The 21,002-nt window shown below is 71.0% G+C and carries 18 protein-coding genes, 1 tRNA gene and 1 pseudogene; 5 read left to right on the forward strand and 15 right to left on the reverse strand.

Annotated elements, in window-relative coordinates; translation table 11 throughout:
• Positions 1 to 43: 43 nt before the first annotated feature.
• From hpt to dacB, 4 genes are all read right to left on the reverse strand, one after another.
• On the reverse strand, positions 44 to 604 hold the full coding sequence (gene hpt / locus K7B10_RS19185) for a hypoxanthine phosphoribosyltransferase (protein WP_030158549.1): 561 nt from the start codon (positions 602 to 604) through the stop codon (positions 44 to 46).
• Positions 605 to 669: 65 nt separating this feature from the next.
• The gene (gene tilS, locus K7B10_RS19190; RefSeq protein ID WP_229337461.1) at positions 670 to 1,713 is read right to left on the reverse strand and encodes a tRNA lysidine(34) synthetase TilS; all 1,044 of its coding nucleotides are present in this window, start codon (positions 1,711 to 1,713) and stop codon (positions 670 to 672) included.
• Positions 1,714 to 2,002: 289 nt separating this feature from the next.
• Entirely contained in the window at positions 2,003 to 3,130 is a 1,128-nt protein-coding gene (locus K7B10_RS19195) for an Rv3626c family coenzyme F420 biosynthesis-associated protein (protein WP_229337463.1), read from the reverse strand.
• A 58-nt stretch (positions 3,131 to 3,188) separates the two neighbouring features.
• Positions 3,189 to 4,637, reverse strand: coding sequence for a D-alanyl-D-alanine carboxypeptidase/D-alanyl-D-alanine endopeptidase (gene dacB, locus K7B10_RS19200; RefSeq protein WP_308284606.1), 1,449 nt, complete (start codon positions 4,635 to 4,637; stop codon positions 3,189 to 3,191).
• A 164-nt stretch (positions 4,638 to 4,801) separates the two neighbouring features.
• Between dacB and K7B10_RS19205 the strand changes: the two genes are divergently transcribed.
• Together K7B10_RS19205 and K7B10_RS19210 are read left to right on the forward strand one after the other, a co-directional pair.
• Positions 4,802 to 5,296 (forward strand): inorganic diphosphatase, encoded by a 495-nt coding sequence (locus tag K7B10_RS19205; protein WP_007264878.1) that lies wholly within the window; start codon positions 4,802 to 4,804, stop codon positions 5,294 to 5,296.
• Positions 5,297 to 5,433: 137 nt separating this feature from the next.
• The gene (locus K7B10_RS19210; RefSeq protein ID WP_229337467.1) at positions 5,434 to 7,089 is read left to right on the forward strand and encodes a threonine/serine exporter family protein; all 1,656 of its coding nucleotides are present in this window, start codon (positions 5,434 to 5,436) and stop codon (positions 7,087 to 7,089) included.
• Positions 7,090 to 7,190: 101 nt separating this feature from the next.
• On the opposite strand, the gene K7B10_RS19215 is transcribed toward K7B10_RS19210, so the two are convergent.
• The 6 genes and pseudogenes from K7B10_RS19215 to K7B10_RS19240 form a co-directional block, all read right to left on the reverse strand.
• Positions 7,191 to 7,892, reverse strand: coding sequence for a DedA family protein (locus tag K7B10_RS19215; protein WP_229337469.1), 702 nt, complete (start codon positions 7,890 to 7,892; stop codon positions 7,191 to 7,193).
• Positions 7,893 to 8,079: 187 nt separating this feature from the next.
• Positions 8,080 to 8,838: a MerR family transcriptional regulator gene (locus K7B10_RS19220; protein WP_229337472.1), complete on the reverse strand. Its 759-nt coding sequence runs from the start codon at positions 8,836 to 8,838 to the stop codon at positions 8,080 to 8,082.
• A gap of 107 nt (positions 8,839 to 8,945) precedes the next feature.
• Complete coding sequence (locus tag K7B10_RS19225; RefSeq protein ID WP_229337474.1) at positions 8,946 to 9,458, reverse strand: DinB family protein; 513 nt, start codon at positions 9,456 to 9,458, stop codon at positions 8,946 to 8,948.
• Positions 9,459 to 9,568: 110 nt separating this feature from the next.
• Positions 9,569 to 11,638, reverse strand: a pseudogene (gene mrdA, locus K7B10_RS19230) (penicillin-binding protein 2); the annotation flags it as partial.
• A 109-nt stretch (positions 11,639 to 11,747) separates the two neighbouring features.
• Positions 11,748 to 13,205: an aldehyde dehydrogenase family protein gene (locus tag K7B10_RS19235; protein WP_229337479.1), complete on the reverse strand. Its 1,458-nt coding sequence runs from the start codon at positions 13,203 to 13,205 to the stop codon at positions 11,748 to 11,750.
• Positions 13,206 to 13,294: 89 nt separating this feature from the next.
• Entirely contained in the window at positions 13,295 to 14,173 is an 879-nt protein-coding gene (locus K7B10_RS19240; RefSeq protein ID WP_051805887.1) for a Sco1979 family transcriptional regulator, read from the reverse strand.
• Between the two features lie 346 nt (positions 14,174 to 14,519).
• On the opposite strand from K7B10_RS19240, the gene K7B10_RS19245 reads away from it, so the two are divergent.
• Positions 14,520 to 15,059, forward strand: a complete 540-nt coding sequence (locus tag K7B10_RS19245; RefSeq protein ID WP_229337481.1) for an ATP-binding protein — start codon at positions 14,520 to 14,522, stop codon at positions 15,057 to 15,059.
• Between the two features lie 153 nt (positions 15,060 to 15,212).
• Here the strand turns inward: K7B10_RS19245 and K7B10_RS19250 are convergent, their stop codons facing one another.
• Positions 15,213 to 15,428 carry a DUF397 domain-containing protein gene (locus K7B10_RS19250; protein WP_051696354.1) on the reverse strand — a complete coding sequence of 72 codons (216 nt, stop codon included), beginning with the start codon at positions 15,426 to 15,428 and terminating at the stop codon, positions 15,213 to 15,215.
• A gap of 311 nt (positions 15,429 to 15,739) precedes the next feature.
• Here K7B10_RS19250 and tatA point away from each other — a divergent pair, with 311 nt between their 5' ends.
• A complete protein-coding gene (gene tatA, locus K7B10_RS19255; protein WP_037846789.1) occupies positions 15,740 to 15,913 on the forward strand; it encodes a Sec-independent protein translocase subunit TatA in 174 nt (57 codons plus the stop codon).
• 9 nt (positions 15,914 to 15,922) lie between these two features.
• On the opposite strand, the gene K7B10_RS19260 is transcribed toward tatA, so the two are convergent.
• Positions 15,923 to 17,092, reverse strand: a complete 1,170-nt coding sequence (locus K7B10_RS19260) for a DUF2786 domain-containing protein (RefSeq protein ID WP_229337482.1) — start codon at positions 17,090 to 17,092, stop codon at positions 15,923 to 15,925.
• 86 nt (positions 17,093 to 17,178) lie between these two features.
• Here K7B10_RS19260 and K7B10_RS19265 point away from each other — a divergent pair, with 86 nt between their 5' ends.
• A complete protein-coding gene (locus tag K7B10_RS19265) occupies positions 17,179 to 18,921 on the forward strand; it encodes a bifunctional 3'-5' exonuclease/DNA polymerase (protein WP_229337484.1) in 1,743 nt (580 codons plus the stop codon).
• Between the two features lie 7 nt (positions 18,922 to 18,928).
• Here K7B10_RS19265 and K7B10_RS19270 read toward each other — a convergent pair whose 3' ends face one another.
• From K7B10_RS19270 to K7B10_RS19280, 3 genes are all read right to left on the reverse strand, one after another.
• Positions 18,929 to 19,405, reverse strand: coding sequence for a GNAT family N-acetyltransferase (locus K7B10_RS19270; protein WP_229337487.1), 477 nt, complete (start codon positions 19,403 to 19,405; stop codon positions 18,929 to 18,931).
• Positions 19,406 to 19,409: 4 nt separating this feature from the next.
• Positions 19,410 to 20,648 carry a serine hydrolase domain-containing protein gene (locus tag K7B10_RS19275; RefSeq protein ID WP_229337489.1) on the reverse strand — a complete coding sequence of 413 codons (1,239 nt, stop codon included), beginning with the start codon at positions 20,646 to 20,648 and terminating at the stop codon, positions 19,410 to 19,412.
• Positions 20,649 to 20,888: 240 nt separating this feature from the next.
• Positions 20,889 to 20,962: transfer RNA gene (locus K7B10_RS19280), tRNA-Thr, on the reverse strand.
• Positions 20,963 to 21,002: the final 40 nt, after the last annotated feature.

Consider the following 21,002-nt stretch of genomic DNA (forward strand, 5'->3'; position numbering starts at 1 on the left):
CCCTGAGCGGGCCCCGACCGGGGCCCGGTCCCGTCCGGGGGCGTCAGCCGCCGTAGACGTGCGGGGCGAGCGTGCCGACGAACGGCAGGTTGCGGTACTTCTCCGCGTAGTCGAGGCCGTAGCCGACGACGAACTCGTTCGGGATGTCGAAGCCGACCCACTTCACGTCGATCGCGACCTTCGCGGCGTCGGGCTTGCGCAGCAGCGTGACGACCTCGAGCGAGGCCGGCTGGCGGGAGCCCAGGTTCGACAGCAGCCAGGACAGGGTCAGGCCCGAGTCGATGATGTCCTCGACGATCAGGACGTGCTTGTCCTTGATGTCGGTGTCCAGGTCCTTGAGGATCCGGACCACACCGGAGGACTGGGTCCCGGCGCCGTACGAGGACACCGCCATCCAGTCCATGGTGAGCGGGGTGGACAAGGCACGCGCCAGGTCCGCCATCACCATCACCGCGCCCTTGAGGACGCCGACGATGAGCAGGTCCTTGCCCGCGTACTCCGCGTCGATCTTCGCGGCCAGCTCGGCCAGCTTCGCGTCGATCTCTTCCTTGGTGATGAGCACCGACTGGAGGTCGCTGCCCATGTCCTTCTCGTCCACCCGCATCACTTTCGTTTGCGGCCGCGGCTCCGGGGGTGCCCCCGGAGGACTCAGCCGTGTTTCAGCACCAATCAGCCCTGCCGGATGACAAGTCTGCCACCCTGCCGCTGGGCCTCGACCCGGCCGGGCAGGTTGATGGCGCCCTGGCCCCGCCATCCGGTGATGAGCCGGTCCACTTCCTCGATGTGGCGGGCGAAGAGGGAGCCCGCCGGGGAACCGGCCGCGACCACGGCCCGGCGCAGCACGCGGCGGCGGACGGCCGGGGGCAGGGCGTACAGCTTGGCGCACTCCAGCCGGCCGTCCTCGTCCCGTACGCCGGTCTCGGCCTCGGCGGCCCAGGAGTCGAGGGCGTCGGCGTCGTCGCGGGACAGCTGGGCGGTGCGGGCCAGCGCCTCGACCACTCCCTTGCCCAGCGCCTTCTCGAGGGCGGGCAGCCCCTCGTGGCGGAGCCGGGAGCGGGTGTAGGCGGGATCGATGTTGTGCGGGTCGTCCCAGACCGGCAGGGACTGGACCATGCAGGCCTTGCGGGCGGTCTGCCGGTCGATCTGGAGGAAGGGGCGGCGGTAGCGGTGGCTGCGGCCCGGTCCGCCCGACACCTCGGCCATGCCGGACAGCGAGCGGGTCCCGGAGCCGCGGGCGAGGCCCAGCAGGACGGTTTCGGCTTGATCGTCCCGGGTGTGGCCGAGCAGTACGGCGGCGGCGCCCAGGCGATCGGCGGCCGCGTCCAGGGCGGCGTAGCGGGCGTCGCGGGCGGCGGCCTCGGGTCCGCCGTCACGGCCGACGCGCACGGAGACGGACTCCACCGGGTCGAGGCGGAGCGCGGTCATGCGGGTGACGACCTCGGCGGCGCGCAGGTCGGAGCCGGCCTGGAGGCCGTGGTCGACGGTGATGCCGCCGGACCGGATGCCCAGCTTGGGCGCCTCGAAGGCCAGGGCGGAGGCGAGGGCCATCGAGTCGGCGCCGCCGGAGCAGGCGACGAGTACGAGTGGCGGGGTGCCGCCCGTCGCGGCGGGCCCGCGGCGGCCGGCGGGACGGTCGGTGAGGTCGGTGAGGACGTCGTGGAGTACGCGGCGGACCGCCAGGCGTATCGCCGCGACCGCAGGATGGGGACCCATGTCCGGTGCCCTTCGGTGGAGTTCGGATGCCTCGAAGGCTGGGGGTGGTGCTGGAACGGCTGCTGTTCGGTGCTGTTCGACGCTGCCCGGTGCCCCGGCCCCCGTGAGGAGCCCCCCGCTGGGAGCCCCCGCGAGAGGAGGGTTGTCACTCAGAGTGCGTCGATGGTGACAGAACCGAGCCGTTCCCTGAGCATCGCACGCCCTTCCACGCCCCACGGTCCCTCGGACGGGTGACGCTTCTTCCCCCAGTGAGACATGTTTACGCCCCCTGAGTCACCCCCCTTCGCTCCTATTCGCCCCTGCTGTGCACCCGCGCGACCCAGTCCGCGGGCTTGGCGATCTCCGCCTTCGTCGGCAATGTGTTCGGGGAGGTCCAGACCCGGTTGAAGCCGTCCATGCCGACCTGGCCGACGACGGCCCGTACGAACCGCTCGCCGTCGCGGTACTGGCGCAGCTTGGCGTCGAGCCCCAGCAGCTTGCGCAGCGCGGCGTCGAGGCGGCCCGCCCCGCTGGCCCTGCGCTGCTGGAACTTCTCCCGGATCTCGGCGACCGAGGGCACCACGGCGGGGCCGACGCCGTCCATGACGTAGTCGGCGTGGCCCTCCAGCAGGGACATGACGGCGGTCAGGCGGCCGAGCACCTCGCGCTGCTCGGGCGTCTGGACGAGTTCGACCAGGGAACGGCCCTCGTCGCCCTGCTCGGAATCGGGGCGGGCACCGGCGAAGGACTGGGCGGCCTCGCGCAGCCGCTCCAGGATGGTCGCCGGGTCGAGCTCGGTGGCGCCCAGGAACGTCTGGATCTCGCCCTCCAGGTGGTCTCGCAGCCAGGGGACGGCCGTGAACTGCGTACGGTGCGTCTCCTCGTGCAGGCAGACCCACAGCCGGAAGTCGTGCGGGCGCACGTCCAGCTCGCGCTCGACGTGGACGATGTTCGGGGCGACGAGCAGCAGCCGGCCGCCGCCCGCGGCCGAGCCCGGCAGGTCGCGCCCGGCCGGGGCGAAGGTCTCGTACTGGCCGAGCACGCGGGAGGCCAGGAAGCTGAGCAGCATGCCCAGCTCCACGCCGGTGACCTTGCCGCCGACCGCGCCGAGGACGGCGCCCCCCGGGGCGCCGGCGCGGCGGTCCTGCATCGTGCCGAGCAGCGGGGCGAGGAGCTCACGGAAGCCGGCCACGTTGGCCCGGACCCAGCCGGCCCGGTCGACGACGAGGACGGGGGTGTCGGGGACGACGGCCCCTTCGGGGATCATCCGGGTGAACTCGCGGACGTGGCGTTCGGAGGTCTTCGCGTGCCCGCGCAGCTCCGCCACCACGGCGCGGGCCTCGTCGCGGCTGACCTCGGGACCAGGCCGGACCAGCCGGGTCGCGGTCACCACCGCGAGATTCCAGTCGACCATCTCGGCACCACCGATGCTCGTCATGCGTCAACGGTACGTGGACCGGCGCCGCGGCGGATCCCCTCGGAGGCGCCGGGAGGGGCTACGAAGCGCGGGCGACGGCCGCGGCGAGCTTGTCGAGGCCCTTCTCCGCGGCCCCGGGGTCGGGGGCGTTCGCGGTCAGGAACGCGAAGGCGAGCAGTCGCCCGGAGGGGTCGACGACGGTCCCGGCGAGGGAGTTCACGCCGGTCAGGGTGCCCGTCTTGGCCCGCACCAGACCGGCCGCCGGTGAGGTGCCGGTGTTGCGGCTGCGCAGGGTCCCGGTGAATCCGGCGACGGGCAGTCCGGTGAGCACGGGCCGCAGCTCCGGCCGCTGCGGGTCGGCGGCCTTGGCGAGGAGCCCGGCGAGCAGCCCGGTGCTGATCTTGTCGGCGCGATTGAGGCCGCTGCCGTCGGCGAAGCGGGAGCCGGACGTGTCGACGCCGAGGGCGGTGAGCCGGCCGGTGACGGCCTTCTCGGCGCCCTCGAAGCTGGCGGGCTGCCCGGAGGCGAGGGCGGTCTGGCGGGCGAGGACCTCGGCGATGTCGTTGTCGCTGTTGGTCAGCATCCGCTCGACGAGTCCGGCGAGCGGGGTGGAGAGGGTGGTGGCGAGCGGCTGGACCCCGGCGGGTGCCGTGGCCTTGGCCGGGTCGGCGGTGACCTTGACGCCGCGGTCCTTGAGGAGGGCCGCGAAGGAGCGGGCCGTCTCCCTGGCGGGGTCTTCGACCCGGTCGGCGGGGCCGGAGGCGGAGTCGTCGGTGCGGCCCTCGTCGGCCGCCAGGGCGGTGACCGGCGCGATGTTGGGGTTCTCGCCGATCGGGTGGCGGGCGGGGCCGGTGAAGAGGGTGTCGTCGTAGCCGAGGCGCACGGAGTCGGTGCCGGCGGCCTTGAGGGCCTGGGCGGTGTCGGCGGCGAGGGCGACGAGGCTGCCGCCGGACCCGGCGGGGCTCTTCTTCCTGGCGGTGAGCGAGGGGTCGCCGCCGCCGACCAGGACGATCTCCCCGGGGCCGGCCCCGGGAGCCACGGTGGTCCGGATCCGGTACTCGGGGCCGAGCGCGGCGAGGGCCGCCGCCGCGGTGGCGATCTTGGTGGTGGAGGCCGGGGTCATGGCCTCCCGCGGTCCGGACTCGAAGAGCACCTGGCCGGTCGCGGTGTCCACCACCGAGGCCGTACGGACGCTGCCGAGCGCGGGGTCGGCCAGCAGCGGCCGCAGCACCTCGGCCAGCCGCCCCGGATCGGCGGCCGCGACCCCGCTGCCGACCGTGCGCGCGGCCCCCGGTCCGATCCCCGGGAGCACCCCGGGGGCGCTGGGCGCGGCCTGCGGCAGCGGCCCGCCGGTGCGGCCGCCGCCGTGATCTGCGCCACCCGCAAGGCCCCGGGAGGCGGCCCTGTCCCGCTCGGCCTTACGCTGGCCGGAGTCCCAAGGACCGGCGGCGGCCACCGCGGCCACCGACAGGGCGAGGCCGGCGACGGCCGACACCGCGATGAGCTGCCACGTCTTGACCAATGGCACCTCGGACCAGCCCCTTTCGCGATCACACATATGCGTGAGGGACACTTAACCACTGCGTCTTGCCGCGAGCATGGCACCCCACCCGGCAGGGCCGGGGGCGACCCGCGAGCAGATGAGTCAATGCAGTCCCGAAGCAAATGAAGCTGATCATGGAGGAGCAGGACGTGGAGTTCGACGTCACCATCGAGATCCCCAAGGGTTCGCGGAACAAGTACGAGGTGGACCACGAGACCGGCCGGATCCGTCTGGACCGTCGCCTCTTCACCTCCACCAGCTACCCGGCGGACTACGGCTTCGTCGAGAACACCCTCGGTGAGGACGGCGACCCGCTGGACGCCCTCGTCATTCTGGACGAGCCCACCTTCCCGGGCTGCCTGATCAAGTGCCGCGCGATCGGCATGTTCAACATGACCGACGAGGCGGGCGGCGACGCCAAGCTGCTCTGCGTGCCGGCCTCGGACCCGCGCGTGGAGCACCTGCGCGACATCCACCACGTGTCGGAGTTCGACCGCCTGGAGATCCAGCACTTCTTCGAGGTCTACAAGGACCTGGAGCCGGGCAAGTCGGTCGAGGGCGCCAACTGGGTCGGCCGCGCCGAGGCCGAGGCCGAGATCGAGGCCTCCTTCAAGCGCCTCGAGGCGCAGGGCGGCCACCACTGAGTCCGCTCAGCCCCTGAATGACAAGAACGGGCGGTACCCCTTCACCGAGGGGGTACCGCCCGTTCGTCGTCTGGTTTCGCCGAGGACGAAGCGGTTCCGCATACTGATACCCGGGCTGGTCGGGGACTGGAGGACGTGTGGCGGAGGGCGAGGGATCCGGGGGCACGGAGGACCGGAAGCCGAAATCCGACGAGGCGCGCAGCGCCTTCGCTCCCCCCGCCGGAATCGAGCCCGAACCGGTCGACGAGGACCAGCCGACCTCGGAGTTCGCCGTGCCGGAAGGGGTTCCCGAGCCGGCCGCCGGGCCCGGACCCGAGGGCTCCGCCTTCGCGCCCCCGGCCACCTACAGCGCCCAGCACTCGCCGCCCGCCTACACCCCCGGCGCGGGGTTCCCCGTCTCCCTGATGAAGGAATCCCCCTGGCAGGACCGCATGCGCACCATGCTGCGCATGCCGGTCGACGTCCGGCCCGTCCCGGAGGCCGTGCACAAGCACGCCGAGTCCGGACCCGCCGTGGGGCGCGTGCTCGACCTCACCCTGCGCATCGGCGAGCTGCTGCTCGCGGGCGGCGAGGGCGCCGAGGACGTGGAGGCCGCGATGTTCGCGGTGGCCCGCTCGTACGGGCTGGACCGCTGCGAGCCGACGGTCACCTTCACGCTCCTGTCGATCACGCACCAGCCCTCGCTCGTCGACGACCCGATCTCGGCGAGCCGGACCGTACGCCGCCGCGGCACCGACTACACCCGGCTGGCCGCGGTCTACCAGCTGGTGGACGACATCAGCGCGCACGAGTTCGAGCTCTCGCTGGAGGAGGCATACCGGCGCCTCGCCGAGATCCGCCGCAACCGGCACCCGTACCCCTCCTGGGTCCTGACGGCCGCCGCCGGGCTGCTCGCCGGGGCCGCCTCCACCCTGGTCGGCGGCGGGGTGCTCGTGTTCTTCGCCGCCGCGATCGGGGCGATGCTCGGCGACCGGCTGGCCTGGCTGTGCGCCGGGCGCGGGCTGCCGGAGTTCTACCAGTTCGTGGTCGCCGCGATGCCGCCCGCGGCCATAGGCGTGGCCCTGAAGCTCGCCGAGATCGACGTACGCGCCTCCGCGGTGATCACCGGCGGGCTGTTCGCGCTGCTGCCCGGGCGGGCCCTGGTCGCGGCCGTGCAGGACGGCCTGACCGGCTTCTACATCACCGCCTCCGCCCGGCTGCTGGAGGTCATGTACCTCTTCATCGGCATCATCATGGGCGTGCTGGTCGTGCTGTACCTCGGGCTCCAGCTCGGCCCCTCGCCGAAGCCGGAGGAGGTCCTCCAGATCACCCAGCGGCCGCTGATCCAGATCGCGGCCTCGATGGTGCTGGTGTTCACGTTCGCGATCCTGCTCCAGCAGGAACGTTCCACCGTGTGGATCGTGACGCTCAACGGCGGGGTCGCCTGGGTGACCTTCGGGGCCCTGCACTACGCGGGCGGCATCCCGCCCGTGCCCTCCACGGCCATCGCCGCCGGGCTGGTCGGCCTCTTCGGCCAGCTCTTCTCCCGCTACCGGTTCGCCTCGGCGCTGCCGTACACGACGGCGGCCATCGGCCCGCTGCTGCCGGGCTCGGCGACGTACTACGGGCTGCTGCTGATCGCCGAGAACCGGCTGAACGAGGGCCTCGGCTCGCTGGTGAACGCCGCCGCCATCGCGCTGGCCATCGCGATCGGGGTCAACCTGGGGTCGGAGACCTCGCGGCTGTTCATGCGGATCCCGGGGGCCGCGAGCGCGGCCAAGCGGCGCGCGGCGAAGCGGACCCGCGGCTTCTAGAGGGGCGTCCGGCGTCCGGCGGACACCCCGCAGCCCGCACGCGCGAAGGCCCCGGCCGACCTCTCGGGTCGCCGGGGCCTTCGGACGGGCCGGTACGGGGCTCAGCGCTTGGCGTGGCGGCCGCCGCGCCGGCCCGGGGCCTGCAGGTCCTCCTCGGCCGCGGGCTGCCCGCCGGAGGCCGCCGCGGCCTTCTTCTCCTTGCGGGCCTTCAGCACCTCGAAGATCACCGGGATGACGGAGATCAGGACGATGACGATGAAGATCGGCTCGACGTTCTTCTTGATGATCTCGAACTGGCCGAGCTGGTAGCCCAGGACCGTGACGCCCGCGCCCCACAGGACGCCGCCGATGACGTTGAACGTCAGGAAGGTGCGGTACTTCATCGCCGTCGCGCCCGCGACCATCGGCGCGAAGGTGCGGATGATCGGCACGAAGCGGGCGAGCACGATGGCCTTGGGACCGTGCTTCTCCATGAAGTCGTGTGCCGCGTCGAGGTTCTCGCGCTTGAAGAGCTTGGAGTTCGGCCGGTTGAAGATCTTGGGGCCGAAAACCTTGCCGATCATGTAGCCGACCTGGTCACCGATGATGGCGGCGGCCGAGATCAGCGTGCAGACCAGCCACAGCGGCTGAGTGATCGTCCCGCTCGCGGTGAACAGACCCGCAGTGAAGAGCAGCGAGTCCCCGGGCAGGAACGCGAACAGGCCGGACTCGGCGAAAACGATGACCAGGATGCCGATCAGACCGAATTGCCCGATCAGATACTCCGGGGACAGCCACTCAGGGCCGAGCGCAAGCGTGTACACGAGTTCCGGGCTCTCCTGGATCTGCTGGGGGTGTCGCGGCGGGCGTCCGCGGGTGCGCCGGACGAGACGGCGGTTTCAATTATCAACGCACAGGACCCCCTCCCGGTTCCAGGTACCGGGAGGGGGCCATGTGAGGAACTTCAGGCTGTCCGGACGCTTCGCCGCGGCCCGGCCCGGAAGGCGTGCCCTAGACGCTGCGGACGGCGTTCGCGAGGATCGCGTCCCGCACGAACACCGCCAGGCCGGTCCGGATCTTGTCGTAGTGGGCTGTGAAGCGCTCGTCCGCGACGTACATCTCCCCCAGGCACGTGTGCATCTCGTGCGAGCAGGTGTAGCAGTTGCGGTCGATCCAGCCGCGGTGCTCCTCGGCCACGTCCATGGCCTCCTCTGAGTCCGCGGCCGCGCCGGAGTCCAGCAACGCGGCGAACCGCCGGTTGATCTCGTCCGCCTCGTCCTGGAAGCGCTTCCAGTCTTCCTTCGTGAAGCCGGCCGTCCGGCGGGCGGACTCCTCGTAGGCGTCCGTGTTCCCCCAGCGCTGGTGCGCCTCGTCCGCGTACTGGTCGGGGTCGAACTCCCCGAAGACCTCGAACTTCTCCTCGGGCGTGAGGTTGATGCCCATCTTCTGCGCCTCCATGGCGTGCTCAACGGCCTCGGCCATCTGCTGGAGCCGGGCGATCCGGTCGGACAGGAGGGCGTGCTGCCGGCGCAGGTGCTCCCTCGGGTTCGACTCCGGATCGTCCAGCAGGACCGTGACCTCTTCGAGCGGGAAGCCGAGCTCCCGGTAGAACAGGATCCGCTGCAGCCGGTCGAGGTCGGCGTCGTCGTAACGCCGGTGCCCCGCACTGCTGCGGTTGCCCGGGGAGAGCAGGCCGATCTCGTCGTAGTGGTGCAGCGTGCGCACCGTCACTCCGGCGAATCCGGCGACCTGTCCCACGGAGTAGCCCATGGTTTCCGCTCCTTCGGTCGGTACGCCCTTCACTCTGGGTCCTCACGCCGCGTGAGGTGCAAGTCCGCCTCGGAGGTCCGCCCCGGAGGTCCCCGCCGGAGCCGCCGCTACCCCATCGCCTTGGTGCCGTCCAGGGACTCGCGGATGACGTCCGCGTGGCCCGCGTGCCGGGCGAACTCCTCCACCAGGTGCAGCAGCATCCAGCGCATCGAGAACTTGGCGTTCTCGGGGAACCAGGGCGCCGGCGGCAGCGGGAAGGTCTCGTCCAGGCTGGGGAGGTCCCGTACGAAGGCGACCAGCTCGGCCGTGACCCCGTCCCAGAAGGCCTGGACGGACTCGAGGGTCTCGTCCCCGACGAGACGGAAGGCGTCGGCCCAGGCCTCGGGGCTCTGCTCGGTCTCGCCCGCCCGCCCCTGCGCCAGCCGCAGCCATGTCAGCTCGACCCCGGCCACGTGCTTGACCAGGCCGGACAGCGACAGCTCGCTGGCGCTGGGGCGGCTCGCCGCCTGCTCCGCGGTCAGTCCGGCCAGCGATTCGCGGATCGCCGTGCGCTGGGATTCGACGAAGAGCAGGAGCGTGCCGCGCTCGTCGCCCGGGACCTCTTCGGAGATGTGAGCCATGACCAACCGCCTCTTTTTCGTGGGTCTTCCCTCGGACAAGGAACACGTTACGAAGGGTCGCGGTCAGGTTCTGTCCTGAATCCCGCCCCGGCGTTGCGCTAGTTTCCGACCCCCTCCGGGCGGATGGCCGGGAGCGCCGTCTGCGGCTTCGGGAGGAGGGCCTTGGACAGGTCCTGGCCGCCCTTCTCGTCGAGCCCGTACATCGCCTCGTAGATCTTGCGGACCGCCGGCCCGGAAGCCCCGGAGCCCGTACCGCCCTGGGAGATCGTCATGACGATCGCGTAGTCCTCGGTGTACGAGGCGAACCAGGAGGTGGTCTGCTTGCCCTGGACCTCCGCCGTACCGGTCTTGGCGTGCATCGGGATCTGCTTCTGCGGCCAGCCGCCGAACCGCCAGGCCGCGCTGCCGGTCGTGGCCACCGAGGCGAGCGCCCCGTCGATGTCGTCGCGCAGCTCCTCGTCCATCGGCAGCCGTCCCTGCTCCTTCGGCGCGATCTCCTTGACCGAGGTGCCGTCGGCGCTGACCACGGCCTTGCCGATGCTCGGCTGGTGCATCATGCCGCCGTTGGCGATGGCCGCGTAGATCGACGCCATCTGGATCGGGGTGACGAGGGTGTCGCCCTGGCCGATCGAGTAGTTGATCGCGTCGCCCTCGCGCAGCTGGTTGCCCTGGCGGCAGTTCTCGTACGCGATCTTCTCGGCGTACGAGCCGTCCTTCTTGCCGTCCCGGCACCAGGCGGCCTTGTTGGCCTCGAAGAAGTCCTTCTTCCACTGGCGGTCGGGGACCCGGCCGTTCACCTCGTTCGGCAGGTCGACGCCGGTCGCCTTGCCCAGCCCGAACGCGTGGGCCGTCTTGTAGAACCAGTCGCTCGGGTCCTTCTTGGGGTTGATCCCGCCGTCCTTCTTCCACTCCTTGTCCGCGATGCCGTAGTAGACGGTGTCGCAGGAGACTTCGAGGGCCCGGCCGATGGTGATGTCGCCGTAGCCCTGCGATTCGAAGTTGGTGAAGGTCTGGCTGCCGACCGAGTACGAGCTGGGGCAGCCGTACCGGCCGTTGAAGGGGTACCCGGCGTTGACCGCGGCGGTCGAGGAGACCACCTTGAAGATCGAGCCGGGGGCCGCCTGGCCCTGGATCGCCCGGTTGAGCAGCGGGTAGTTGGATTCCTTGTCGGTGAGGGACGCGTAGTCCTTGGCGGAGATGCCCCCCACCCACGCGTTCGGGTCGTACGTCGGGTTGGAGGCCATCGCCACGATCCGGCCGGTCTTGGCCTCCATGACGACGACCGCGCCCGAGTCGGCCTCGTAGTTCTTGTGCGTGATCTTGTCGTAGGTCTTGCGCGCTTCGAGCATCGCGTTGTTGAGCTCGCGCTCGGCGACCGCCTGCACGCGCGAGTCGATCGAGGTGACGATGTTGGAGCCGGGCGTCGGCTTGTCGGCCTGCGCCTGCCCTATGACGCGCCCGAGGTTGTCCACCTCGTAGCGGGTGACGCCCGCCTTCCCGCGCAGCTCCTTGTCGTACGTGCGCTCCAGGCCGGAACGGCCCACCTGGTCGGAGCGCAGGTACGGGGAGTCGGTCTTCCTGGCCTTGGTGATCTCCGCGTCGGTGACGGGCGAGAGGTAGCCGAGCACCTGCGAGGTGTTGGCCCCGTCGGGTCCGGCGTAGCGGCGCAGGGCGGTCGGCTCGGCGGTGATCCCGGGGAACTGCTCGGCGTGCTCCCTTATCTCCAGCACCTGGTCCGTCGTCGCCTCGTCGGTGACGGGGATCGGCTGGTACGGGGAGCCGTTCCAGCACGGCTTGGGCGTCTTCGCGTCGCACAGCCGGACGCTGTTGACCACGTCGTCCGGGTTGAGGCCCAGGACGCCGGCGAGCCGGGTCAGGACGTCCTTGCCCTTGTCCTTCATCTTGGTGAGGTCGGTACGGCTGGCGGAGACGACCATGCGCGTCTCGTTGTCGGCGAGGGGCACTCCGCGGGAGTCCAGGATCGAGCCGCGTACGGCGGGCTGGACGACCTGCTGGGTGTGGTTGTTCTTGGCCTCGTCCGTGTACTCCTGGCCGTTGCGGACCTGGAGGTACCACAGGCGCCCGCCCAGCGTGAGCAGCAGGGAGAAGACGACCACCTGGATGACGACCAGGCGGTTCTGGACCCGGGGCGTGCGCCCCGTCTCCGGAATGTTGCTCAACTCAGGTCTCCCCCGGAACGCTGCCCGCCACTGACTCGCACGAGTCTAGAGCGACCCCGGAAGGAGTAACGAGGCCGGAAGTGGATCGGAAGCCGCAAGGGCGTCGGCGTCAGAAGGGGAAAGCGGTGCGTCCGTGCTGCACCGAGATCCACTTCTGGGTGGTGAAGGCCTCGATCGTGGCCTCGCCGTTCAGCCGGCCCAGCCCCGAGGCCTTCTCCCCGCCGAACGCGGCGAGCGGCTCGTCCCCGATGGTCGAGTCGTTGACGTGGATCATCCCGGTCTCGATCCGCTGCGCGAACCGCACGCCGCGCTCCACGTCCCGCGTGTGCACGGCGCCGCTCAGCCCGTACGGGGTCGCGTTGGTCAGCCGTACGGCCTCGTCCTCGCCGTCGAAGACCACCAGCAGCGCCACCGGGCCGAAGATCTCCTGGCCGAGCAGCGGGGAGTCCTCGGGCAGGTCGGCCAGGACGGTCGGCTCGACCAGGTTGCCGCGCGTAGACCCGCGTACGAGGGCCTGCGCCCCGGATTCGACGGCCTGGTCCACCAGCGCGGTCAGCGCATCGGCCTGGAAGGAGTTGATCAGCGGGCCGATGTGGGTGTCGGCCTCGTGGGGGTCGCCGGTCTTCAGGCCCCGCACGCGGGTGGTGAACTTCTCGGTGAACTCCTCGGCGATCGAGGCGTCCACGAGGATCCGGTTGGCGGCCATGCAGACCTGGCCCTGGTAGACGAAGCGGCTGAAGACGGCCGCGTCCACCGCGTAGTCGAGGTCGGCGTCGTCGAGGACGACGAGCGCGCTGTTGCCGCTGAGCTCCAGGACCGTGCGCTTGAAGTGGCGGGCGGCGACCGAACCCACGTGCCGGCCGACCCGGTCGGAGCCGGCGAAGGAGATGACCTTCGGGACGGGGTGGGTCAGGAGCGCGTCGCCTATTTCGGCGATGTCCGTGACCAGCACGTTGAGGAGTCCGGCGGGCAGGCCCGCGTCCTCGAAGATCTTGGCGATGACCCCGCCGCCGACCACGGGTGCGTTCTGGTTCGGCTTGATCACCACCGCGTTGCCCAGGGCCAGGGCCGGGGCGACCGACTTCAGGGTGACCAGGAAGGGGAAGTTGAACGGGCTGATCACGGTGACGACGCCGACCGGGAGGCGCTGGACCCGGTTCTCCTTGCCGTCGACCGGCGAGGCGAGGATGCGGCCCTCGGGGCGGATGGCCAGCTGGATCGCCTCGCGGATGAACTCCTTGGCGAGGTGCACCTCGTACTCGGCCTTGGGACGGGTCCCGCCGAGCTCGTCGATCATCGCCTCGATGATCTCCTTCTCGCGCTCCTCGGTGAGGCGCAGGGCGCGTTCCAGGACGGCGCGTCTGGCGTACGGGCTGGTGGCGGCCCACTCTCTCTGGGCGCGCTCGGCGCCGCGGTAGGCCCGGTCCACCTGCTCGACGGTGGCCACGGTGATGGCCGCGAGCTTCTCCCCGTTGTACGGGTTGACGTCGATGATGTCCCACGAACCGGTGCCGGCCAGCCATTCGCCGTCGATGTACTGGTGAGCCAGGTCGTCGAATATGGACATGCCATCCCTTACTGCGAGCGCGCACCCGTGCGCTGCACCGGAGACCGATCGGTCATCATGCACTGATCAGACGTCATACTACGTGCGAATCAAGACAGTTGGAGCAGGCCACGGAGAAGATCCCGCGTCCGGTCGGCATCGGGGCAATCGGCCTGGAGCCGCTCCATCGCCCTCTCGTACTGCGCTACTTCCTCGTCTTTGTCCAGGTAGAGGGCACTGGTGAGCTGTTCCAGATAGACGATGTCCTGGAGGTCGGACTCCGGGAAGCGCAGCAGGGTGAAGGCTCCGCTTTCGCCCGCGTGGCCGCCGAAGGAGAACGGCATCACCTGGAGCTGCACGTTGGGCCGCTGGGAGACCTCGATGAGGTGCTCCAGCTGGCCGCGCATGACGTCGCGGTCGCCGTACGGGCGGCGCAGGGCGGCCTCGTCGAGGACGGCGTGGAAGACCGGGGCGTTCTCCGAGACGAGCACCTTCTGGCGCTCCAGGCGCAGTGCGACGCGGCGGTCGATCTCGGCCTTGGTGGCACCGGGCATGCCGCGGCTGACGACGGCCTGGGCGTAGGCCTCGGTCTGCAACAGGCCGTGGACGAACTGGACTTCGTAGATCCGGATGAGCGAGGCCGCGCCCTCCAGGCCGATGTACGTCTGGAACCACCCCGGCAGCACGTCGCCGTAGCTGTGCCACCAGCCGGCCGCGTTGGCCTCGCGGACGAGCCCCAGCAGGGACTCCCGCTCCGCGCCGTCCGTGACTCCGTAGAGCGTGAGGAGGTCCTCCACGTCCCTTGCCTTGAAGCTCACCCTTCCCAACTCCAAGCGGCTGATCTTCGATTCGGATGCGCGGATCGAGTAGCCGGCCGCCTCACGGGTGATGCCGCGGGATTCTCGGAGTCGCCTGAGCTGAGAGCCCAGGAGGATGCGGCGCACCACAGAACCGCTTGCTTCTGCGGTCACTAGTCCTGCCCTCCCCATCGCCATGTGTACGCGTGGTCTGCGCGTGATGTGCGTCGCCGGGGCCCCCGCACCCCAGGCCCCGCAGTCTGCCACCAAAACGCATCGGTCCGTACTCGTTCTGTAACGGAATCCCGGCTCCCGGAAAAGAAGTCCGTAAGTATGCGTAGGAAGAAATGAGCAAGAACCATCACGGGAGTGGACAGGTCCGGCGCGTGCACGTGCATCTGCCCTTGCATCCAGCTTCTGCATTCGGAACGATGGTGCCGCGCACCTGCGTGCTCTTTCGCGCCGGCGCCGGACCCACCCCGCAGTTCTTTCTGGACGGAGCGCGCCGCTCCGCCCGCGAATCCCGGGAGTGCCTCGCATGGGGACGAATGGATCGACCATGCTCGAGCCGTTACGGCAGGGGCTGCCCCCGGTCGACCCCACGGCTGTCTCCGGGTCCGCCTCCTGCGCTCTGCCCGCCCGCTTCGAGGCGGTGCGGGGCGCCCGTTCGTTCACCCGGTCGACCTTGTCGCAGTGGGGTCTCGACGAGCGCTTCGACGACGTGGCCCTGGTGGTCTCCGAACTCGTCACGAACGCGCTGCGCCACGCCCTGCCGGAGGACGCCGGGGCCGGTGGCGGTTCGGGCCCGGATTCCGGGGCGGGTTCGGGCGAGCCGGAGCCGACGGTACGGCTGCACCTGATGCGGTGGAGCACCCGGCTGGTGTGCGCGGTACGGGACCCCAGCGAGGACCGGCCGGGCGGGTCGTTCGCACCGGAGCGCACGCAGGAGAACTGCGACCTGGAATCGGGGCGCGGGCTGTTCCTCGTGGACGCCTACAGCGACAGCTGGGGCTGGCATCCGCTCGCGGGCCGGCTGACCGGCAAGGTGGTCTGGGCGCTGTTCATGCTCCACGAGTAGGGCGGCGGGGCGCGGAGCACGTGCACGGGGCGCGGGGGCGAAGAGCGACTCGGTGATGAAAACTGGCCGGGGTTGATCATTGCGATCAGTCCCGGCCAGTGCACGTGCATGGCTTGATCAGCGCGCCGTTCCTCCGGCCGTCCCACCGGCCGATCAGGCGATCAGGTGGTCGAACTCGCCGTCCTTGACGCCCAGCAGCAGCGCCTCTATCTCGGCCGGCGTGTAGACGAGCGCCGGCCCGTCCGGGAAGCGCGAGTTGCGCACGGCGACAGCGCCACCCGGCAGCTTGGCGAACTCCACACAGGAACCTTGCGAGTTGCTGTGTCTGCTCTTCTGCCAGGTCACTCCGTCGAGTTCTGCAGCTGCCATCCCGTTGTACGCGTGGTCCACAGGAAGCCCCCGATAGTGCAGATGTCAACTGCACCGGATCATAGCTGTGTTCATAAGCGCATGCATGGGCAGATGCACGTGCACGCGGAGGGTGCTCCCCTGATCACTGTCAGGGAAGAACTCGGGTGGATCAGGGGCGAATCAGACCCTTATAAAGCCTGGATCAAGCTCCGACCGGGGTCCGGAGCCGACCGCCCTTCAGGCCTTCTTCAGATTTGTCCGCACGCGGGCGGCCCTGTTCGATGGTCGGGACCGCACCGGCCTTCCATCCACCCGTAAGGGGACCGCGCATGCTCCGCAACGCCCTTGAGCCCTGGCACCTGATCCTGCTCCTCGTCGTCTGCGTGCTGGTCTTCGGCTCGAAGAAGCTGCCCGACATGGCCCGCTCGGTGGGCAGGTCGATGCGCATCCTGAAGTCGGAGACGCAGGCCCTGCGGGGCGAGGGCGACGGACGGCAGCACTGAGCGGCAGCGCTAACGCGGCAGCGGGGGCCGCCTGGTGGCCACATGGGCCCGGTCGGCGGCGGCGGTGCCGTCCTCCCAGCCCGCGTGGTCGGTGGCACCGCGCAGCCGGGTGGTGGTGGTCCGGGGGAACATCTCGTCCGCCCGGGAGGTGACGGCGACGTCGCGGGCCACCAGGGCGGGCAGGTTGTCGGGGGCCTCGGCCGCGGCGTGCCCGGCGGTCTCGGCGAGGCGCTGGCCGAGCCGGCTGGCGTACGCGAGCAGGAACGACTGCCGGAAGGTCTTGGTCCGCTTCCGTCCGCCGGAGCGCTGCGCGGCCTCGGCACGGGTCATGGCGGCGGTGCCCTGCACGAGCAGGGACGTATAGAGCAGCTCGACGGCTTCCAGATCGCTCTCGAACCCCACCACGGTGGAGAACTCGAAGGCGCTGTTCCACACCGCCCGGCACCGGTTGGCGGTGGCCACGGCGTCCAGCAGCACCGCCTTCGCCTCCTCGTAGGGAGCCTCGACCCCGATCCGGCAGGCCGCGGGCACCTGTGCGGGCCCCTTGCCGCTCGCCGCGAGCACGGCCTCGTCGACGGTGTGCCGGGCCATCAGCTCCTGCGCCTTGGCACTGAGCGCCTCGGCCTCCTCCGGGAAGTTGGTCGCCTCGGCCTTGGCGAGCAGCGCCCGGATGCGCGAGAGCATGCGGGGCTCGATGTGCGCGTGCTCCAGAGCGTCACCGACGGGGTCCCCGGGCAGTGGCCCGACCGGCTCGATGGAGGGCAGCCGGATCAGCAGCCGGAACACCTCGAGCACGGCGGTGGCCAGGCTGAACCGATCGCTCTTCTCCCGCCGCACGAGGGCTTCCCCGTACGCGTGGTCATCTCCCCACCACACTTCGGCGTCGGTCCACCGCTCGGGCAGCCGGGCGTAGCGCCGCGCCTCGGCGGCGATCAGGTCGCCGGTGATCCGCAGGTGCCGCTCGCCGAGGTCCCGCCCCACGAGCCGGAGCACATCGGCGGGCCGCCACCCCCGCTCCCAGGCCTGCCGTACGTACGCGTCCCCGCGGGCCAGCAGCTCCCGCCCGACCCCACCCCACTGCCCGCCGTCCCCGACGAGCACCGAGGCCCCGGCATCCAACCCGGCATCGTCCTGGCTGTAGAGCGCGGCCTGACAAGCCCGATCGACAATCTCTCTCACCACCCCAGCTTGTCACGCCCCGCCGACCCCACCCCCCGCGCGCCGACCGGGCCGGACTGTCAGCCCCCGGTGGGACACTCGCACCCATGAGCGACCCCATCCCCCACTGGGCCCTGGCCGAAGCCCCCGACGGCCTCTGGCACGCGATGCCGCTCACCCCCGCGCCCGCCGCCTCCGGCACGCCCACCACCCCCGGGATCCCCGCCGGCCCCGCCGGCGCAGGCCACCTCGCCTTCGAAGACCCCGCGGAAGCGATCCGCTCCGCCCCCGTCCCCACCCGCTGGATCTGGCGCAGCACCGCCGCCGTCTACCCCCGCCTGCTCGCCGCGGGCGCCCGCGTCGACCGCTGCCACGACATCGAAGACACCGAACTCCTCCTCCTCGCCCACGAAGGCCGCTCCGGCGAGCCCCGCTCGGCCGCGGCCGCCTGGGCCCGCCTCACCGGCGCCCCCGTACCCCCCGATCCCCCCGCCCGCGCCGCCGCCCCCACCGCCCAGACCCAGGCCCAGGACTCCCTCTTCGACGCCCGGCCCACCTCCGTCCCCCTCCCCCTCGACGCCCTCGTCGCCGTCTACCGCGACCAGGCGAGGCGCACGGCGGCCACCGCGCACCCCGACCGCATGCGCCTGCTCACCACCTCCGAGTCGGCGGCCTTCCTCATCGCCGCCGAAATGCAGCGCGCCGGCCTCCCCTGGCGCGCCGACGTCCACCGCGCCCTGCTCACCGAGCTCCTCGGCGAGCGGTACGCGGGCGGCGGCGAACCCCGCCGCCTCGCCGAGCTGGCCGAGGAGATCTCCGCCGCGTTCGGCCGCCGCGTACGCCCCGACCTGCCGGCCGACGTCATCAAGGCCTTCGCCGAGGCCGGGATCCGGCTCAAGTCCACCCGCCGCTGGGAGATCCAGGAGCTCGACCACCCCGCCGTCGAGCCGCTCCTCGCGTACAAGAAGCTGTACCGGATCTACACCGCCCACGGCTGGTCCTGGCTCCAGGACTGGGTCCGCGACGGCCGCTTCCGCCCCGAGTTCGTCCCCGGCGGCACCCTCACCGGCCGCTGGGTCACCAACGGCGGCGGCGCCCTGCAGATCCCGAAGGTGATCCGGCGAGCCGTCGTCGCCGACCCGGGCTGGCGGCTCGTCGTCGCCGACGCCGACCAGATGGAGCCCCGCGTCCTGGCCGCGATCTCCCGCGACCCCGCCTTCATGGAGGTGGCCGGGCGCCCCGAGGACCTTTACACCGCCGTCTCCCGCCAAGGCTTCTCCGGCGACCGTGACATGGCCAAACTGGCGGTCCTCGGCGCCGTGTACGGACAGACCTCCGGCGACGGCCTGAAGAACCTCGCCGCCCTGCGCCGCCGTTTCCCGCAGGCCGTGGCGTACGTGGACGACGCCGCCAAGGCCGGCGAGGAGGGCCGCCTCGTACGGACCTGGCTGGGCCGGACCTGCCCGCCGCCGGTCGGCGCCGACGAGGACGGCGAAGCCGGAGTCCCGCAGGACCGGGAGGAGGGCTGGACCCCGAGCTACGCCTCCACCAACACCCGGGCCCGCGGCCGGTTCACCCGTAACTTCGTCGTCCAGGGCAGCGCCGCCGACTGGGCCCTGCTGCTCCTCGCGGCCCTCCGCCAGGCCATCGCGGGCGCCGGCATGCGGGCCGAGCTGGTCTTCTTCCAGCACGACGAGGTGATCGTGCACTGTCCGGCCGAGGAGGCCGAGGCGGTGGCCGAGGCGATCCGCACCGCCGGCCACCGCGCCGGCCGCATCGCCTTCGGCGACACCCCGGTCCGCTTCCCGTTCACGACGGCGATCGTGGAGTGCTACGCGGACGCGAAATAGCGCGGCCTCACCCCACTGCGCGAGCGTCCGGTCCGTGGAAGTAGACGTGGAACTCCTCGCGCTCGAACCCCTCCGCCTCGTACAGCGCCTGCGCGACGTGGTTGTCGTACGCCGTCTCCAGCTGCACCCCGGACACCCCTGCCTCCCGCGCCCGGCGCAGCACCTCGCGCAGCAGCGCCCGCCCGGCGCCGGTGCGGCGGCCGGACGGGTCGACGTACAGGTCGCTCAGGATCCACATCGGCCGCAGGGCGAGGGAGGAGAAGGTCCGGTAGACCTGCGCGAAACCGACCGTGCCGGCCTCCGGCACGTCGGCCAGCAGCACCAGCGACTCACCGGCCCGGATCCGATCGGCGAGGAACGCCCGGGGTGCGTCCGGGTCCTCGACCTTCACCTCGTAGAAATCGAGGTAGCCGCGGAACAGCGCACCCGCGACCTCGACATCACCCATACCTGCGACGCGTACCACCGACTGCTCATCGTTCATGGACTCAGTGTCCGGTAACGGGCTGGGCGGGCAGGCTGAAGACGTGGTCCGGGGTGACGACCTTGGTGATCGCCTCGCCGAACAGGGTGCTGGGCTCGGAACCCTCGTAGGCGATGTCCGTGTTCAGCAGCACCACCAGCGTGGCCTTCGACTGCGGCAGGTAGACGGTCAGCGACTGGTAGCCGGGCAGGGAGCCGTTGTGGCCGATCCAGCCCTGGACGTTGAAGATGCCCAGGCCGTATCCGGTGCCCGGCAGCGCGTCGACCACCTTCAGCCGCTCCGCCTGGGTGGCGGGCTTCAGCAGCGTGCCCGTGGCCACGACCTTCGCCCAGGTCTTCAGGTCGTCGAGGTCGGAGATCATGGCTCCGGCGGCCCAGCCCCAGGAGGGGTTCCAGTCGGCCGAGTCCTCGGTCTTCCCGGTGGCGGTCTGGTCGGTGTAGCCCTGGGAGTGCGGGGTGGGGAACTCCGCGCCCACGGGGAACAGCGTGCGGTGCAGCCCGGCCGGGGCGACGACCTTCTGGTTGATGTAGTCGTTGAGCCGCTGCCCGGTCTGCTTCTCCACCACCAACCCCAGCAGGATCAGGTTGGTGTTGCAGTAGGAGAACTTGGCGTTGGGCTCGAACAGCACCGGGTGCTTGAAGGAGTACGCGAGCAACTCCTGCGGGGTGAACGGCCGTCGGGGATTGCTCGTCAGGGCCTTGAAGAAGCCCTCGTCCTCGGAGTAGTTGAACAGCCCGCTCCGCATCCCGGCGAGCTCGCGCAGCGTGATCCGGTCCCCGTTGGGCACCCCGGACACGTACTTGCCGATGGGGTCGTCCAGTGCGACCTTGCCCTGGTCGACCAGCTGGAGCAGGGCGGTCACGGTGAAGGTCTTGGTCTCGCTGCCGATGCGCATGTACATGTCCGTACGGATCGGCCGGCCGGTGGCCTTGTCGGCGACCCCGAAGGACCGCACGTACGAGCCCTTGCCGGGGGCCGAGAGCGAGACCATCACCCCGGGTATCTTCGCCTGGCTCATCACCTTCAGGACGGCATCGTCCAACTGCCGTGCCACGGCGGGCGTGAGCTGCGGGAACTGCCCGTCGGCCGCCACCGAAGCCGGAGCCGAGGCAGGAGCCGAAGCCGAGACCGAGACGACGCTCGCCGCCGGCGGGGATTCCCACGCGTACCCGACCCCGAGCGGCACCACCACCAGCCCCACGGCGACCGCCCCCACCGCCGCTCTACGCACCCGTGTAGACATGCCGCCCTCCTACCACGCGTAGCCCAGGTCCAGCCTTCCCAAAGTAGCCCCGCCCCCACCCCCCAGCGACCGGACTCCGACCACCCCCATCGGAAGCCCCGGTCGATCACACGGCGTAGGCGCGGTGGGCACGCAATGGGCACGCAGGGCGGTGCGTCGCGCAGCGGGGCCTTGGTCCGGCCTCCTGGGGACATAGCAAAAGCCCCAGGTCACGGCGAGTGAGTCCTGGGGCTTCTACAGAGCCGCCTTCGGGATTCGAACCCGAGACCTACGCATTACGAGTGCGTTGCTCTGGCCAACTGAGCTAAGGCGGCACCGCTGGTTAGACAAGTGTTCCCTCGGAGAGGAGCTCTC

This window comes from Streptomyces flavotricini, from assembly GCF_020639365.1.
Classification (GTDB): domain Bacteria; phylum Actinomycetota; class Actinomycetes; order Streptomycetales; family Streptomycetaceae; genus Streptomyces; species Streptomyces flavotricini.